Source organism: Novosphingobium barchaimii LL02, from assembly GCF_001046635.1.
Taxonomy (GTDB): Bacteria; Pseudomonadota; Alphaproteobacteria; order Sphingomonadales; family Sphingomonadaceae; genus Novosphingobium; species Novosphingobium barchaimii.
In genome coordinates this window covers 67,988-84,070 of record NZ_KQ130459.1, presented here as the reverse complement: position 1 = coordinate 84,070, position 16,083 = coordinate 67,988, and the positions used below count along the sequence as shown (strand labels likewise).

At 63.7% G+C, this 16,083-nt stretch carries 15 protein-coding genes; 1 reads left to right on the top strand and 14 read right to left on the bottom strand.

Annotated features, from left to right (window positions below):
• Nucleotides 1-4: 4 nt before the first annotated feature.
• The 6 genes from V474_RS22065 to cpaB are packed head-to-tail and all read right to left on the bottom strand — an operon-like array spanning nt 5 to nt 6,496.
• Nucleotides 5-907, bottom strand: coding sequence for a type II secretion system F family protein (locus tag V474_RS22065; RefSeq protein WP_082699966.1), 903 nt, complete (start codon nt 905-907; stop codon nt 5-7).
• Nucleotides 907-1,809, bottom strand: a complete 903-nt coding sequence (locus V474_RS22060; RefSeq protein ID WP_059153380.1) for a type II secretion system F family protein — start codon at nt 1,807-1,809, stop codon at nt 907-909. The genes V474_RS22065 and V474_RS22060 overlap by 1 nt, the downstream gene beginning before the upstream one ends.
• Nucleotides 1,803-3,179: a CpaF family protein gene (locus V474_RS22055; protein ID WP_059153379.1), complete on the bottom strand. Its 1,377-nt coding sequence runs from the start codon at nt 3,177-3,179 to the stop codon at nt 1,803-1,805. Before V474_RS22055 ends, V474_RS22060 begins: the two co-directional genes overlap by 7 nt.
• Nucleotides 3,176-4,342 carry an AAA family ATPase gene (locus V474_RS22050; RefSeq protein WP_059153378.1) on the bottom strand — a complete coding sequence of 389 codons (1,167 nt, stop codon included), beginning with the start codon at nt 4,340-4,342 and terminating at the stop codon, nt 3,176-3,178. The genes V474_RS22055 and V474_RS22050 overlap by 4 nt, the downstream gene beginning before the upstream one ends.
• 1 nt (nt 4,343) lies before the next feature.
• Nucleotides 4,344-5,558, bottom strand: coding sequence for a type II and III secretion system protein family protein (locus tag V474_RS22045; protein ID WP_059153377.1), 1,215 nt, complete (start codon nt 5,556-5,558; stop codon nt 4,344-4,346).
• The gene (gene cpaB / locus V474_RS22040; protein ID WP_059153376.1) at nt 5,555-6,496 is read right to left on the bottom strand and encodes a Flp pilus assembly protein CpaB; all 942 of its coding nucleotides are present in this window, start codon (nt 6,494-6,496) and stop codon (nt 5,555-5,557) included. The genes V474_RS22045 and cpaB overlap by 4 nt, the downstream gene beginning before the upstream one ends.
• A 643-nt stretch (nt 6,497-7,139) precedes the next feature.
• On the opposite strand from cpaB, the gene V474_RS22035 reads away from it, so the two are divergent.
• Nucleotides 7,140-8,279, top strand: a complete 1,140-nt coding sequence (locus V474_RS22035) for a sensor histidine kinase (protein ID WP_236711389.1) — start codon at nt 7,140-7,142, stop codon at nt 8,277-8,279.
• A gap of 57 nt (nt 8,280-8,336) precedes the next feature.
• On the opposite strand, the gene V474_RS22030 is transcribed toward V474_RS22035, so the two are convergent.
• The 8 genes from V474_RS22030 to V474_RS21995 form a co-directional block, all read right to left on the bottom strand.
• On the bottom strand, nt 8,337-9,197 hold the full coding sequence (locus tag V474_RS22030; protein ID WP_059153375.1) for a sensor histidine kinase: 861 nt from the start codon (nt 9,195-9,197) through the stop codon (nt 8,337-8,339).
• A gap of 2 nt (nt 9,198-9,199) precedes the next feature.
• The gene (locus V474_RS22025; RefSeq protein ID WP_059153374.1) at nt 9,200-9,610 is read right to left on the bottom strand and encodes a response regulator; all 411 of its coding nucleotides are present in this window, start codon (nt 9,608-9,610) and stop codon (nt 9,200-9,202) included.
• A 150-nt stretch (nt 9,611-9,760) separates the two neighbouring features.
• A complete protein-coding gene (locus tag V474_RS22020) occupies nt 9,761-9,976 on the bottom strand; it encodes a hypothetical protein (RefSeq protein WP_148649513.1) in 216 nt (71 codons plus the stop codon).
• A gap of 172 nt (nt 9,977-10,148) precedes the next feature.
• Nucleotides 10,149-11,417, bottom strand: coding sequence for a hypothetical protein (locus V474_RS22015; RefSeq protein WP_059153372.1), 1,269 nt, complete (start codon nt 11,415-11,417; stop codon nt 10,149-10,151).
• A gap of 873 nt (nt 11,418-12,290) precedes the next feature.
• Nucleotides 12,291-13,310, bottom strand: a complete 1,020-nt coding sequence (locus V474_RS22010; RefSeq protein WP_059153371.1) for a ParB/RepB/Spo0J family partition protein — start codon at nt 13,308-13,310, stop codon at nt 12,291-12,293.
• A gap of 142 nt (nt 13,311-13,452) precedes the next feature.
• Nucleotides 13,453-14,676, bottom strand: coding sequence for an autotransporter outer membrane beta-barrel domain-containing protein (locus V474_RS22005; protein WP_236711388.1), 1,224 nt, complete (start codon nt 14,674-14,676; stop codon nt 13,453-13,455).
• 295 nt (nt 14,677-14,971) lie between these two features.
• The gene (locus V474_RS22000) at nt 14,972-15,160 is read right to left on the bottom strand and encodes a hypothetical protein (RefSeq protein ID WP_059153370.1); all 189 of its coding nucleotides are present in this window, start codon (nt 15,158-15,160) and stop codon (nt 14,972-14,974) included.
• A gap of 349 nt (nt 15,161-15,509) precedes the next feature.
• Nucleotides 15,510-16,070, bottom strand: a complete 561-nt coding sequence (locus tag V474_RS21995; protein ID WP_059153369.1) for a 2OG-Fe(II) oxygenase — start codon at nt 16,068-16,070, stop codon at nt 15,510-15,512.
• Nucleotides 16,071-16,083 lie beyond the last annotated feature (13 nt).

The following is a 16,083-nucleotide window of genomic DNA, read 5'->3' as shown; positions in this document are numbered from 1 at the left end:
CGCCTCATCGTGCGGTACTCCGCAAAGTGTCGAGAATGGCGGCAACCGGCGGTCCGGCCAGGACGATGAACAGCGCCGGCATGAAGAAGACCAGCATCAGCACCACCATGCGCACGGTGATCTTGCCGATCTGCTCGCGTGCGCGGGCGACACGTCGCTGCGAGAACTCGCGGATGAATTCGCGTAGGGCCGGAACCAGCTCCATGCCCTGGAACAGCGACTGGCGGAACAGCGCCGCCAGTTCGCGCGAACCTTGCACCCCCACGCGCGTAGCCCAGCGGTCGAAGGCGATCTGGTAGTCCTGCCCGCGATCGAGATCGTCGACCAGCATCGCCACCAGCCGCGCATGATTGGGCACCGCCACGCGCTCGTCGCGAGCAATGCCGCGGAAGCACTGGTCCAGCGAGACGCCGCTTTCGAGCATCATCAGCATGAGGTCGAGGAGGAAAGGAAACTCGGCCGTCAGCACCTGCTCGCGCGCATTGGCCCGCATATGCAACACGTACTTCGCGCCGATATAGGTGAGACCCGGCAGCGCAAAAGTAGGGAACAAGGGCTTGAAGGGATTGCCGGTAACCGCCCAGCATGTGAGCAGCGAAGCGACCGCCACCAACGCGGCGGCGCCCAGGCGCAGCCAGACGAAGACCTCGATCGCGTTGGGTTCGAAATACCCGGCGCTGCGCAGTTTCAGCTCGATTTCGCTGCGGTCGCGCCCGCGTGCGATGAACACCTGCGGCAGGCGCGGCGCGGAACGGCTCCGCCCCGCAGCACTGCCCGCCCGCACGGCCTGCCCTTCGATCCGGGCGCCCAGCCGCGCATCGACCTGCAACCAGCGCACCCCCGCCGCCGCAAGCAGCAAGCCCCCCATGGCCAAGCCGAACGAAAGGAAGGCGAACAGTCCCTGCATCAGAACGAAGGCCTTAACATGCGGCGAATGATCAGGATGCCCAGAACTTCGAGGCCGATCGCCACCATCGACATCGTGTGCCCGCGTGGATCGTGGATGAAGAACTGGATGTAGTTTCGGTTCATGGCCACCAGCAGCGCCATCGAAATAAGCGGCATGCCGATAAGCACTTTCGCGCTGACCCTGGCTTCAGACGTTGCGGCGGAAAGTTCGCGGCGAATGCGGATACGCTCGCGCAGGATATTGGCGAGGTTGTTGAACACCGTTGCGATCGAGCCGCCGTAGCGCAGGTTGGTGCGGATCGCGGCCGCAAGCATCGAGACCTCGGGGATCTGCAGACGATCGGCCAGCTGCTGCATCGTCTCGGCCACGGGCGCCCCCATGGCAAGCCGCCGGGCGGTCTGCGCGAAATAGCTTTTGAGCGCATCGGGCGAATCCGCGAGCGCGCGCTCCAGCGCCTGCGACAGCGAATTGCCCACCGACTGCAACTGGCGCACGCCATCGAGGTACAAAGGCATCGCATCCGTCAGCGCCTCGACCCGCTTGCGGGCACGGCCTTGCAGCCACGAAAGCGCCATCATCGGAATACCCACCAGCGCGATCAGGGCAACTGCCGGACCAGCGAACAGCAGCAGGAGTAGCGCCAGAATCAGCCCTGCCCCGATGATCATCTGCAAAGTGGGAACGGTCAGTTCGATTTGCGCCTGCGCCAGAAGCGGCGCGATCCGTTCGGGCACGGTAACGGCCATGATCTGGCGCACCGGCGCAGTGCCCGGCGTGGAGATCGCCTCAAGCCGCCGGTCGAGCGTCACGCGGCCCCGCGCGCGCTCGGAGAACCAACTGTAGGCCATCACGCCCAGCAGCAGGAACGCCAGCAGCAGATAGGCGATGCCCTTTACCATGCAGTGCCCTCCTTCCCGCTACCGGCGGCGCTCACCGCGGGCGGGGCGTAATCGCGCAGGCGCGCGGCATGGTAGGGTCGCGGCGACATCGTGCGGAACAGGCCCTCGCCGGACAGCGGCGGGTGCTCCTCGAAATGGAACAGCTCGTTCAGGGTATAGGCTTCGCCTTCGACGCCGGTGACTTCGGCAATCGAGGTGATGCGGCGCGAACCGTTCGACAGGCGCTGGATGTTGACGATGGCGTGGATGGAATTGGCGACGAAGCGGCGTACCGCGCGCACGTCGTTCTGCGCACCGGCAAAACCGAGCAGCATCTCCAGACGCGAAAGGGCATCGCGCGGGGTATTGGCGTGCAGCGTGGCCATCGAGCCATCGTGGCCGGTCGACATCGCCTGCAGCATTTCCACCGCCTCGACGCCGCGGACTTCGCCCAGGATGATGCGGTCGGGGCGCATGCGCAGTGCGTTGCGCACAAGATCGCGGGCGCTGACTTCGCGGCTGCCGTCGACGTTGGGCGGCCGCGTTTCCAGCCGCACGACATGGTCCTGGCGCAGCTGAAGTTCCGCCGCATCCTCGATCGTGACAAGGCGTTCCGAGTTGCTGATGCAGCTCGACAGAACATTGAGCAGGGTGGACTTGCCGGCGCCGGTGCCGCCGCAGATCAGGATGTTCAGGCGCGATCGCACGGCAGCCGTGAGGAACGCCGCCATCGCCTGGCTCATCGTCCCGCTGTTCACGCAGTCCTCGACGCTCAGCGCCTGAAGGCGAAACTTGCGGATCGACACCAGCGGCCCGTCGAGCGCGATCGGCGGGATGACGATGTTCACGCGCGAACCATCCGGCAGGCGCGCGTCGACATAAGGCGTTGCCTCATCCACGCGGCGTCCGATCGGGCCGACGATGCGCTGGATTATGTTCATCAGGTGCGCATCGTCGCGAAAACGCGTCTCGACCCGCTGCAGGACCCCGCCGCGTTCGGCATAGATCGTATTGGCGCCGTTGACGATGATGTCGTCGACACTGGCATCGCGCAGCAGCGGCGCCAGCGGGCCGAGGCCTACCACTTCGTCCTCGACATCCTCGATCAGCAGCAGCCGCTCGGCGCTGTTGAGCGCGAGCTGGCCGCGCCGGCTGCGGCTGTTGATGACCTGTTCGATTTCGGTGCGCAGGGTGCGCTTGTCGAGCGCCTCGGCAGTGGCACCCTGCGCTTCGAGCTGCTCGATCACCTGGCGGCAGGTCTGTGCCTTGACCGCCTGGTAGCTGTCGCTCATTCTTTGAGCTGACGGCTGGGCGATGGGCGCCTTTCGCCTGGAATCGGCATCTCCCGGGTTGCGACCCTCGGGCTCGAACTCGTTTGTCAGCAGGCTCATGCGGTGCGCTCCACCGACCGCAGGATGGCCTTGCGCATCTTTTCGATGCCGAAATTGTTGCTCTTCGTCGACGCAGAGATGCCGCAGGCCCGGCGGATCGCCTGCGCATATTGGCCGCCGTCGCGCTCGATCATCATCGGTCGCCCGGCGTTGAGGGCATTGCGCATACGCACCCGGTCTGTGGGCACGCCCAGCACCGTGTCGATATCCAGCGCATCCGCCATGCGCCGACCGTCGAGGAGGATGCGCGGATCGTGATCCCATACCAGCAGTCGCAGGCGCTGCGCGCTGGCCGTATCGAGCGCGATGCGGTCGAGCAGGCGGCGACAGGAGTCCAGCTCGCGGATCGACTGGCTGCAGACCACCTCGATGCTCTGTGCCTGCGAAGCGAGTTCCCGGAGCAGGCCGCCGTTGCGCAGCGACCCGCCGCACAGCACGACATTCGCGCAGCTGGCCCGCAGCAGTTGCACCAGCCCGACGATGTCGGACGGGCCGATCCCTACCGGCTCCGCGCCCGTGCCGCCGTCGAGAGTCAAAACGGTCAGCCCGCTGCGTTCATGGCGCGCCAGAGCGTCGCCCAGCAGGCTGGCGTCCATCCGGTCGATATCGGTGATGGCGGAGGCGAGGCCGTAGTCCACCTTGAGGTCGAGATAGGCTTCGGCCGTGCTGGACGGCAGGGTGCAATCGATCAGCAAGGTCGGCGGGCCGTCGAGGCTGTGCGCCAGCGCCATGTCGGTGGCGAGCATGGCAGTCGCGTCGCGGTCGGTTCCCAGCACCAGTGTCAGCCGGCCAAGGCGGCCCTGGCTGGCGAGCGCGGAATTGAGTACGCGCGAAAGGATCTCGCTCACTTCGGCGGCGACGGCCCCGCGCGGCATCACGTCGGTCGCGCCGGAACGGATCGCCTGAAGGACGTGCACAGCGTACATGTCCTCGGTGGCGAGCACCACGGCCCGGCCGGGAGCGGCCTGCGAGACCTCGCCGATGACCGAGGCCATCGAGCGTTCGGCCGGGATCGAGGCATGATCGATGACGACTATGCCGGGGCCGTCGAACGTCGCGTCGTCCAGGGACTGCGCCATGTCGACCGAGACATGCGCGCCCATGGCGTCGGTGATGCGCTGGGCCAGCGCGCGGTCGATCGAGAGAAGATGGATACGAACCATGTCAGCGCCTCACCACGCCAAAGGACTTTGTCGCCTGTTCCACACCGTCGTTGCCCACGATCATCTGCCCCACGCCCGGATCGAGTGTCTTCATGTTGTCCGCCAGTACCGGGCGCACCGCTTCCGGTTCCACCAGACGCGGCGTGGCGACGATGATCAGTTCCTGCCGTTCCTTCTGGTTCTGCTGACGCTTGAAGAAGGCTCCCAGCACCGGAATATCGCCCAGGAACGGCACCTTGTCCTTCGTGACCGAGGAATTCGTGTAGTTGAGGCCGGCAATCACGAAGCTCTGCCCGCTACCCAGTTCGACCGTGGTCTTGGCGGAGCGATTGCGGAAACCCGGCACCACGTAACCCTGCAACTGGACACCGTTGCTGTAGTCCAGTTCGCTCACCTCGGGTTCGATCTCGAGGACGATATTGTTCTCAGACAGAACGAAAGGTCTTACCTTCAGGCTTACGCCGAACTTCTTGTACTCGATAGAAATCGAATTGCCCGTGCCGCCATTGGACTGCGGAACCGGCACCGGAACTTCGCCGCCGGCCAGGAACTCGGCCTGCGCGCCGGACCGCACCAGCAGCGTCGGCTGCGCCAGAAGCTGCGAAAGCCCGTTGGTCGACAGCGCGCTCAGGACAGCGCCGATGCCCCGGTTCGGAGCCGAAAGGAACAAGTTGAAGGCGCTCTGGATCGGCGCCGAGGCGTTAACGGACAGGCCCGATCCGCCGAAGCTGTACGAGTTCAGGCTGCTGGGCGAAACCACCGCCCCCTGCAAATCGCCGGAGAGCTTGGAGAAGCTGAAGCCCAGCGCCTTGAGTGTGGAGGACGAAACCGCAGCAAACTGAAGGTCAACCGCGACCACCTTCTCGCCCGCCCGCAGCGGTCCAGAGCCATTGGAAAACGACGGAGGCGCCGGGTCGACCTGGATCTGGCCCTCCTCGATCAGCGATCCGTCCGGCGCATAGACGCTGAGCGTAGCCTGCCCCGCGCCGAGGCCGGTGATGCGCAGCGAACGGGTGGACGGCGCGGAAACCGAGATCACATTTTCGCGGCTGACCTCGACGCGCCCGATGGCGCGGGAGAAGGACAGCGTGCGTGCTTCATCAACTTGCAGCGCGCGCCCTTCCTGCGCAGCCGCGATACTCGGCGCCAGCACCGCAGGTGCGGCCAGCGCGAGAAGCCCCGCAACGATCGGGCCTTTTGCCATCAAGACCTTCATCGCGAACCACTCCCGGAATAGATGACTTCGCGATTGCCGCCCACAACCAGTTCGATCGCGTGCGGCGCCGGAGCACGGCGCGGGGCCGGCGCGGCAGGCGGCGGCGCCATGCGCTGCGCCGCCATCATGGCGGGCACAGGCGCAGCGGCCGCTACGGCGCGCGGTGTGGGTTCGGGCGAACTGGCGATCTGCGCGGAGTCCACCTCCTGCGCGTCCTCTGGGTTGCGCAGCGAAAGGTACAGCGCGCCGGTGCTCTTCGCGAGCGAGAGTTCGGAGACCTGCTGAGGAGACAGCGCCAGCGTGACCGTGCGCGCCGGTGTGGGTGGCGGTGCGGACACCGTGTCGGCCACCCCCTCCTTGACCGGGGTGCCCAGCACAAGGTCGCCCACCGCCAAAACCGAGACCAGCTGAAGCAGGGTCTTGGCGCGGCTACGGCCATTGCCCCGCGCGCCGCTGATCGCGTCCTCGCCGGGATAGACCACCTGCACGTCCACCTTGTCACCGGGGCGCACCATACCGGCTACGGCGATTTCCGCCGTAGTGTCGATGCTGATTGCCCGCATACCCACGGGCACCCGGATCGCCAGTTTGCTTTCCTGCTGCAGCGCCTCGCGCGGGATCAGGGTGTTTGCGGCGATGGCGCGCGTGGCCACCCGCCCAATTACTTCGGCGGGCGTTGCCGCCGCCGGAAACTTCACCGGATCGAAGGCAGTGTTGCGGATCATGTCGGCCGTGATCGTCTCGCCGATCTTCACGGCGCGGGTGGTCGTCGCAAGAACGATCCCGTTAGCCTCAACTGGCTTTCCGGCGAGCACGCTCACCGGACTGGCCTTCGTAGTCGATGATCTGCCAAGTTCGCGAACACCGAGGAAACCGAACGTGGCCGCTGCCACAAGTCCGACTCCGATCGTGAGTTTCGCTTTCGAACCCAGGCGCATGCAATTCCCCTTTGCCATTGCGCTTACGCAAACCGGAAACGCTGCCCCGCGTCCCGAAATTTCGCCGAACCGTTCCTTGCCGGGACAAGTTCGTCTTGATGTCTGAATGATAGCGCGCCTCGGATTCTCGTAGTCATTGAGAAGAAGCCGATGCGAAGGCATCGCCGGGGCAAGGGGTTTTTACTGAGTATTCCGCCACTAGCACCGGTTAACCGGCCACTACCCAACACCCTCCCAAGGCTTGGCACGCAGCCACTTGGGGGCCTTACCAGTCACCTTCGTATCGGTTCTTTTCGTGACTTGCCTCCAGTACCAAGGCAATAGGAAGTGCAGTTTGTGCAATGCCGTCGACAGGAAATGGGCGCCGTGGAACTGGGCCTGGTGTCCCGGGGATTCGTAGTATCTCTTCCTCGACACGGCCCAGTTTTGCGCATCGCCATCGGGAGCCAAATGGCCGTTCGTGGCTTGTCGCACGATTGGCGCGGTTAGCGTGCCTAGATAGAGGAAGCGCGGGAATGAACAAACCAGCTGAAGAATTCAGGCTTCGCTACAACATCCCCATCGCCGCACGCGGGAGTGCAAGCTCATAATTCCTTATTCTCAACGTACTGGGCCGGTGCGCGTCTGGGAGGACGGCACACGGATGTACCCGGCCGCAGTCGCGCTATGCGCGCTGATCCTTGGCCTGACCGCAGCCGAGGCCCCCGGTGCCGGCGTATTGAGCGCAGCTGCCGCAGGTGGCCTGTTCGTCCTGCACCGCACCGCGCTGGCTTTGGGGGTAACGGCGGTCTTGGTCGCCGGGCTTTTCTTCATACCCGATGCGATGCAGTCCGCTTCGTACTGGGCGGACCTCCTGATGGTAGCCACCGCGGCGTCCTTTCCCCGCCGTCTGGCCCCTGCATTCCTGCAGGCTTCGCGCTGGTCCTGGCTTCTCGCGATGGTGTCCGGCAGCCTGGCCCTGTGCCTGCACTTCATTCTGCCGGGCATTGCCGCCAATATCTCCGTGGTCGTCGCCTCGATATGCGCGTCGTTCGTGGGCGCCGGCATTGCCCGCCACCTTGCGGTCGTCGACGCAAGACTGCTTGCATGGGGTGACGGCGGGTTGGTCGAAGTGACGCGCGACCTGCTGCTAGGCCGCATCACCAGCGGCATGCTGCATGACCTTGCCCAGCCGCTGAACGTGATCTCGATGGCCAACGCCAACATGGATTACATAATCGGCCGCCTTGATATCGACGACGAGAACCGCCAGCAATTGAAGGAACGAGTAAAGCGGATCGCCTCGCATACCGAAGGCGCGGCTGCCATTCTCAGCCTGTTCCGCTGGTTCGGCCGTGACGGCCATGACGGCGACGGCCAGCTGACGGTACGCAGCGCTCTGGAGCGAGCCGTGGCCGCCACGAAGTCCAGTATGCGCCATCACGGCGTTTCGATCCACCTGCGCGGCAACGCGCTGGATCATTTGGTGCCTGTGCAGCACGGCGCGCTGGAGATGATGGCGGTAGCCTCTCTGCTCAGCGCCTTTGCGAGTTTCGTGGATAGCGAGGGCAAGAAGCTTCGCGGCGACGTTCTGCTGCACGCCTCGATGACGCCGGGCCATGTCGTGGTAACGGTGGAGTGCACGGATAGCGACGGAAAGCCCCTGCCCAGCCACCGCATTGATGAAGCCACACTATGGCTGGTGGAGCAGGTCGCACGTGACGCGGCAAGCGATTTCCGCTGCCTCGTGCGCAATCGTCAGCCGGTGCGGTTCATCATCCGGCTTGGCCGCTACGATATCTGAAGCTGAAACGGGAGCCGACTATGACCTGCCCTCTCCGCACTTGCCCGCCCAAAAAGATTAGCCGCCCAGAGGCAGTTCGATCTCCACGCGGGCGCCTTCGTTTTCTCCAGGCACCAGGGTAACGACGCCGCCAGCCTTCTTCAGCACCTGCCGGCAGATATGCAGGCCCAGGCCGGTGCCGACACGCGGCTTGGTCGTAAAGAACGGTTGGAATACCGCCCGCGCCGTATCGCCCGAAAGACCGGCGCCGTTATCGGAAACGACACAGCGCACGGCTCCCTCCTGCACGGCAATGCGGATCGCAATGTGCCCGGCCCCCTGCCAGCCGCCCTCCCGCCGGCTTTCGATGCTCTCTGCCGCATTGCGCAGGATGTTGACGAAGACCTGCTCGGTCTCGACCTGGCACAGGCCAATGCTTGCGTGGACATCGGCACCGCGATCGTCGATCTCGATATTGGCGGCTTCGAACAAGGGTCGCAGGAATTCCACTGCGTTGCTGGCGGCCAGCCCGATGTCCGCGCCTACCGCGCCCCGGCTATTGCCCGAAGCATAAGCCAGAGTGCGCTCGATGATGGTCTGTGCCCGTTCGACCTGCTGCGCGATACGCGCGATCGCCTTGTCGAGCTGCGATTTGGTGATATCGCAGCGGCCCAGCATCATGCGCAGATTTTCGTTGGCGACCGAGATCGAGAACAACGGCTGGCGCAGTTCGTGGGCCAGCGCGGAAGACTGCTCTCCAAGGTCGGCAAGGCGGGATTTTGCGGCGATCGTTTCGAACAACTGGTGCGCATCGCTAATGTCGATCCCGCCGGACATCGTCCGCGCAGCAATGTCCTCCACCGGATGGCACTGCTGTTTCATAGGCGTGCACCGGGTCCAGTTCTCGATATCGCGCTGGGTGATCTCGTTCGGTTTCATCGTCAACCGTCTCCCTGCTGCGTCGAATTTTCAAGTTCGCCCAGCATGTCGCGCAGGACGTCGATCAATATCTGCGGCTGGACGGGTTTTGTCAGAACCATATGATCGGGCATTTGCAATGTCGGATCCTGAAGCAGCGGGTCACCGGTAATGAACATATAGTTGAAAGGGCGCTGACAGAGCACGGTATGATTGCGAATGCGCGAGACGATCGTGAGCCCGGATTCCCGCCCCAGCCGGACATCGCAAGCCAGCACGCGGATTGCGGGGTTTCCCTCGAGCGCGGCTATAGCCTCGTCGAGATCGGACACTCCGACCGCGGGAATGCCGTGAAGCTCCATGAACGTCAGCAGCTCTTCGACGATTTCCCTGACATCGTCGATGAGCAATACGAGAGCCTGTTTGCTCTGCATGCGACCGCCTTCTCTAATATCTCCCACCGCACCAATTTCGTTCTTTTCGATGCTAGTTAACATCACTTAGGTTCTTTTTCGTTTCCAAATCTATAACAGTCTACGGTTATTTCCACAGAGGTTTTGCGTATTGGAAAATACCGTTGCAGATCAGGCACAGCTGCGGCAGCCGCCGGCCAATGGCTGAAGTTGCGAAAGATGCTGCCAGGCCATGGCCGGCCGCAGGGCGGCAGGCTCGGCGCGGCGTTCCAGAAGGTCTAGCGCACCGGAGATCATGGCCACTGCAGTCAGCGATTCGTCGTCGTCAAGCAGGTTGAGTGACATGCGCAGAAGATCGCGGGCTTGGCGTGAGGCTTCAGTCGTCATGGTATTCTCCTTGTTCATTTACTCGGGAAATACTGTCCGCGAATTTCGAAAGGCGAAGAGGGAGTGGTCCATGGCAAGGACCACCCCCTCCCCCCGCCTCGTCATCCGAGGTCGGGCTACAGCGTGTCCAACCAGGGGGAGGGCAACAAAGCGGCGGACACGCCGGCCTCGTTCAGTTGGCTGTTCTGCCCCCCAGCAGACCGGTTAGGGGTGAGAGCAGGGACCCGGCGCCGGACGAACTGCCGCTTGTTCCGCCGAGCAGGCCGCTGACCGCCCCCGTCACGGGGGTCAGAACGGACCCCGCTCCAGTGTTGCCACCAGCCCCCGTCAGCAGGCTGCCTACAGCACCGGTCACAGGCGCGAGGATCGTTCCTGTACCCGCGCCGCTGCCGACACCGCCAAGCAGGCCGCCCACCACGCCCGTTACCGGAGCCAGCACCGTTCCTGCATCCGTGCCGCCGCCGACACCGCCAAGCAGGCCGCCCACCACGCCCGTTACCGGAGCCAGCACCGTTCCTGCATCCGTGACGCCGCCGACACCGCCAAGCAGGCCGCCCACCACGCCCGTTACCGGAGCCAGCACCGTTCCTGCATCCGTGACGCCGCCGACACCGCCGACGACCTGACCAAGGGTTCCGTTGACCGCGCCAAGAAGCGGCGATGCCACACCCTCGACTACGCCGGTCACGGGAGCCAGCACGGGAGCCAGACCGTTCGTCACCTGCGTGACGCCAGTCCCAACCTGCTGACCAAGGAGCGATCCGGCAAGGTTGCCCACCGGGGCAAGGCCCTGAGCAACACCAGCCGCAGTAGTTGGCAGTGTCACGTCGAGCACATTGCCGTTGGCAAGCACGTCAGCCGTCACCAGCTGCCCCGAAACCAGTCCCGGACCATCCGAGAGCAGATTGACACCGGCAAGTGTACCGCTGGTGCTGGGGCCCGTCAGGACATTGTTACCAAGGTCCAGCCCTACGAGCGGGCCAGTATACGTAGGCACCGTTCCACCGCCGCCAATGGGCAAGCTGCCGGTGATCCCATCGATCAGGCCGCCGAGCTGGCCCGTTACCGGGGCAAGCAGGCCGTTCTGTCCAATCACCGGAGCCAGCACGGTATCCACCGTGTCAAGCAGCGGCGTCGTCACCTGGCTGACGGTGGAGGTCACCGCAGCCACCGTGGGCGAGAGCCCGTCGGTGAGCTGCGTAACGGTGCCCCCAAGCTGGCTGCCCAGCAGGGCACCCGCCAGCGAGCCGACCGGGGCAAGCGCCTCCTGCGTCTGCGCCGTCGTCGTCGGCAGAGCGACATTCACCAGGCTGCCGTCACCCGTCAGGACATCGACCGCGATACCGCCGCCGTTGTTGGTCGAGGTACCCGGGGTGACGTTGACGTCAATCAGCGTTCCTGGACCGCTCGGACCAAGGATCGGATTGCCGCCGATAGTCACACCAGCGACTGTGCCGGTGAAGCTCGACGGGCCAGTGGGGCCAGTCGGACCTCCAGGGCCAGTCGGACCTCCGGGGCCGGTCGGACCTCCGGGGCCGGTCGGACCTCCAGGGCCGGTCGGACCTCCAGGGCCGGTCGGACCTCCAGGGCCGGTCGGACCTCCAGGGCCGGTCGGACCTCCAGGGCCGGTCGGACCCGTCGGTCCCGCTGGCCCGGACGGATCAGTTGGACTGGTGGGCCCAGTCGGACCCGTGGGGCCAGTCGGACCTGATGGATCGGTTGGGCCGGTCGGACCGCTGGGACCGGAAGGACCGGAAGGACCGCTAGGGCCAGAAGGGTCAGTCGGACCAGTGGGCCCACTCGGGCCGCTGGGACCCGACGGACCCGCCGGATCGGTCGGACCAGACGGTCCCGACGGCGTGCCGCCGCCGCCGGCGCCGACGCGGAAGCCAACGCCATCGGCGCAGGCGCCCAGAAGAAGAAGCGGAATAGCCGTCGCGCAAAGCAGGATGTGCCTTGTCGTCTGGCGCGGTTTACTACGCGGCATTGTGTTGTCCTCCATGAACTGCCCAGTGCGTTGATGGTTAGGCACAGTCAGGAGGCGAGATCGCGCTCAGAAGAAGCCGCTACGGTAACGCGATGCCCAACTACGAGATGTCTCCATCAGAGACTCCGAAAAGCATGGATTTCAATCGGGAAATGGGTCGTCAAAAACGCCAGACCGCGCGCAAACACCCCATTTAAGGTAGAAGAAAGCCGAAAACCGAACCGGCCCGCGAGCAAGTGGAGACTTGCGCACGGGCCGGATGATAGAGCCGAAATGAAAGTGATTTATCGCCGGGTCGCGTCCTTTGGAGCGCCTGGTAGGTTGTGGTCAGTCAAGCGCCGAATCGCGCTTTTCCTCGGTGAGCCGGGCGCGGCTGTCGAGAATCGCGGTGCGCAGGGCTGCAAGAATACGGTCGAGGTCGGCATCCCCCGCGATCGCCAGTTCAACGGTCAGACCGTCACGGCCCGGCTTGATCCGGCCCACGCGGTCATCGCCCATCATGACCTGCATATCCTGTGCGCGCGCCGCGCCGCCTTCCATCGCTGCCTGTTTCAGACGGGTAAGAACGGTAGCGGCCGGGATCATCCGATCTCCAGCGGCAGCAAGGCGCTGCTGCTCCTGCCCAACGCCACGCGCAGCGACGAGCAGGCGCTCACGCTGTTCGGACCGACGCAGCAGCGGAGTCAGCACTTCGGAATGACGCACGCGCAGCTCCTCACGGGTGGCGAAAGCATCGACCACCTCGTCCGGCATCTGCGCCAGCGACAACAAGCGGCTGAGCTGGCTGTTGGACAGATTGAGAGCCTCAGCCATGCGCGACTGCACCCCGCCGTAGAAGCGATCAACCGCCCCTTGGTAGCTGCGTGCACGGTCAAGTTCGGTAATGTCCTGGCGTTCGCGGTTCTCAATATCCGCAAGCCGGAACGCCTCTTCGTCGCTTAGGTCCACGACCATCGCGTTGAGGCGAATTTCCGGCCGGCCGTTGTGATTGAGCCAGTTGACGGAAAAACGCCTGCGACTACCGACGAGCAGTTCGTAAGGAAGTTCCGATCCGGGCGGATTGTTGCGTACCAATACAGGGATACGATTGCCGTCTTCCTGCGCGATAGATTCGATCAGGGAACGGCAACTATCTGCAGAAAGCCCCGGCACATCGCGCGGATTACCATCCCAAACGCTGCAATCCCCAGGCCGGATGGAAATCGCCGTTCGCCTGCCATTTCCCTGAACGAAACCCGCAAGTCTTTGGTCCAGCCGTGAAAGTTCGGCACCCTCGACACGCGACGTCTCGGCCGGGTCAGGCTCGTAGGAAAGCGTGGTGAGAATATCCCGTACAAAACCACCCATTGCGCGCCCCTACTTCCGTGTTTCTTGCGAGAATACATAGCGGAAGCTGAATCATAGCGCCGCGCCGACTATGTTCGGATCGGCTCTATCAACCCATTGATCCCGCCGTTTCGCGCGACGGAATGCTCGCCGAAGGTTCCGATCAGAACCGGCGGCTAGCGGTAAACGCGAACCCGTGGACATGCCGATCATTGGCGAACTCGCCCGAATACGAGAAACGAACGGCAGTGCGTTCCCCATGTACTGCAGTCAGGCTGGCGCCCACGACAGCTGTGTCGCGATCGTAACGCCAGGACGGCAAAGTGAAAATCGGGGTTCCACCATTGACGAACACAGCCTCGATCCGGCTTTCCGGCCTTGATCGCAGTTCACGCTGCCATTGCCCTTCGACACTGGGCCGTAGCGTCCAGCTTCCCTTTTGCAGCGCCGTGGACACACGCATGCCCAGGCTACTCCTCACGGTTTCGGACTTGAATTTAGCGACGGCCAGCGATGCCGCGCCGCCGCTTTCCACTATGCCGCCAAGGTCTGCATAGCGGTATTGTAGCCCGGCGAAAGGTTGCGCCCGAAGGACGCCGAGCTGCAGGATGCCGCCAGCCTCGACCGAAGCGGCGGCGTTATCGCCATTCGCTCCGGCCTGCAGCTGGTCGTTGAAACCATTATAGGAAACCTGCCGGCGCAGCTGATACCAGCTGCGCGTATATCCGGCGGTGGCGTCGACGTAGAAGCGGCCGTTGGTATAGCTGGCGTAAGGCGTGATGCCCGCATTGAACATCGTACTGCGCGGCCTCTGGCTGCGATCAAGTGCAGTGTCCAGACCATCGATGCCGATTGAGGCACCCATAATTAGGCCGGCAACGGGCATAACATCGAAACCCACACGCACCGAGCGACTGTCGGAATTGGCAGCCGGGCGGTCAACCCGCGCCTTGTACTTGCCCTGACGCAGACCATAGCTACCCATGACGGAGATGGTCCGATCGCCGCTCACCGGAACATTGGCGGACGCATCCAGCGCCATCTCGCGGCGCTGTTGCAGGTAGCCACGGATGTCGCGGTCTGTCGCATCCATGGACTGGATCGAAAGTCGCGGCATAAGGCGGTAGTTACGGGGGCTCAACTGGCCCAGCGCATCAGCGCGAGCGGCAGGATCGGGCAGCGCGTCGATTGCGCCAAGCATCGTTGCATAAGGGCTGGTTGCTGGGCTGGCGACCTTGTCGAGCGCTCCGGCAACAGCGGCCTCTCCCGGCGTGGTCGCATCAGGTCCATAGGTCTGAGCGAGCGCCGCAGGGCCGCAAAGCGCTCCCAGCGACGCAATGATGCCTACCGAAAGCCGGGCTGTCGAAACGGACAGGGTCTGCCGCAAGTTCACTTACTCCACTGATGCGCCGAGGCTGTAGACCGCCTCTGAATTGCCTTGAGGGTGACGCTGCTAATCCCGCCTGACCAGCCGAACTTGCATCAAATCGACGCTATGAATGACGCTATCGCAACCACCGAATTTGCGTATCAAACTGTCGGATTTCCGTTATTTTCCGACCGTTCTGCAAGGTTTTTTCGGCTATACTGCATGAGAACTGCGGGTGCAGACGCCCTGCTTCCTACCCCCTCAACGGTTCCGCCCGATGCGGGTGCAATCCGCAACTCGGCGCACACCCGCGTCAGCAGATGATGAATGTGCAGGCCGCCGCTCCGAGGCCATTGAAGCGTGCGATCAGGACGCAAAGCGCGCCTACGACAATCGCCGCGCTGCAAGGAACTGTTTCCGCGCGAATGAAGCAGACCAGGCGGTTCACCAGATTGAGCGAGATCGCGACCAAGGCTCCGGCAAGTACAGTGACAAAGGGCATGGCGGGCATGTTCGATGCAGGCACTCACACCGACAGAGCTGCAACAAACATTACGTCCTCGCCTCCTGGCAGGCGGAGCACAAACAGCATTGTCTAAGGCAACGCCACCGATCCGGCGATCGCCAAGCGAAGATGGGAAGGCCCGACCACCTCGTTTCGCCTAATGTGACGACCAGACCTAGCAGCCCCATTCGACACAAAGGGTATCGGGAGTGCGCCTGCGCCCTAGATCCAAATAGATAACCGCGCCGGGTGGAAGTAAACGCCCCAATGCTGCGATCGCGGCCAACCAAGGCCGCACCGGTCCGACAACGATTGAAAGTGGGCGGATGACAGGAGAGTTGCCGCCTCAGCGCCAGTTCGGACCCTCGATCCACGTCACCAGGCTACGCCGCAGACCGTCAGTGACTGGTAAGACTCGGTGCTGCAGGAAAGATGGGAAGATCAGCAGACTGCCGCGCCCTAAGAATGTCGCGCCAGGGTTCTGGATGCCGAAGAACTCGAACCCACCGCCCTTGTACTCATCCGGTGAGGAGAGTTGAACTACGACCGAAAGCTTGCGGGCATAAGGGCGCGGCGATTCCAGCCAGACATCCTGATGCCAGTCGTAATGCCCTTTGTTCGTCGCGCGATATTCTGTGTACTGAAGCTCAAACGGCGCCTCCACATCAACACCGAAGTTGGTGCGATTAGAACAGCGAACGAAATCCATGATGCGTCCGACAATGTCCTTCTCACGCGAAGTGTCGAGCCAGCGAATGGTGGAGGTGCGATAGCCCTTGTCGCTACGCAGCGCGTCAGAAAAACCTATCGTGGCTTCCGCAGGTGCGTAGTGTTCAGCGCGCGCGGCAATCGCGTCACACTCAGCCTCGGTCAATGCGTCGGACCAGACTTCCCAAATGTTTTGCATGGTGATTTCCTGT

Coding starts and splice junctions, on each gene's coding strand:
- V474_RS22060 (WP_059153380.1), bottom strand. CDS start 1,809: ATGGTAAAGGGCATCGCCTATCTGCTGCTGGCGTTCCTGCTGCTGGGC.
- V474_RS22025 (WP_059153374.1), bottom strand. CDS start 9,610: ATGCAGAGCAAACAGGCTCTCGTATTGCTCATCGACGATGTCAGGGAA.
- V474_RS21995 (WP_059153369.1), bottom strand. CDS start 16,070: ATGCAAAACATTTGGGAAGTCTGGTCCGACGCATTGACCGAGGCTGAG.
- V474_RS22065 (WP_082699966.1), bottom strand. CDS start 907: ATGCAGGGACTGTTCGCCTTCCTTTCGTTCGGCTTGGCCATGGGGGGC.
- V474_RS22045 (WP_059153377.1), bottom strand. CDS start 5,558: ATGAAGGTCTTGATGGCAAAAGGCCCGATCGTTGCGGGGCTTCTCGCG.
- V474_RS22055 (WP_059153379.1), bottom strand. CDS start 3,179: ATGAGCCTGCTGACAAACGAGTTCGAGCCCGAGGGTCGCAACCCGGGA.
- V474_RS22035 (WP_236711389.1), top strand. CDS start 7,140: ATGTACCCGGCCGCAGTCGCGCTATGCGCGCTGATCCTTGGCCTGACC.
- cpaB (WP_059153376.1), bottom strand. CDS start 6,496: ATGCGCCTGGGTTCGAAAGCGAAACTCACGATCGGAGTCGGACTTGTG.
- V474_RS22020 (WP_148649513.1), bottom strand. CDS start 9,976: ATGACGACTGAAGCCTCACGCCAAGCCCGCGATCTTCTGCGCATGTCA.
- V474_RS22050 (WP_059153378.1), bottom strand. CDS start 4,342: ATGGTTCGTATCCATCTTCTCTCGATCGACCGCGCGCTGGCCCAGCGC.
- V474_RS22010 (WP_059153371.1), bottom strand. CDS start 13,310: ATGGGTGGTTTTGTACGGGATATTCTCACCACGCTTTCCTACGAGCCT.
- V474_RS22000 (WP_059153370.1), bottom strand. CDS start 15,160: ATGCCCTTTGTCACTGTACTTGCCGGAGCCTTGGTCGCGATCTCGCTC.
- V474_RS22030 (WP_059153375.1), bottom strand. CDS start 9,197: ATGAAACCGAACGAGATCACCCAGCGCGATATCGAGAACTGGACCCGG.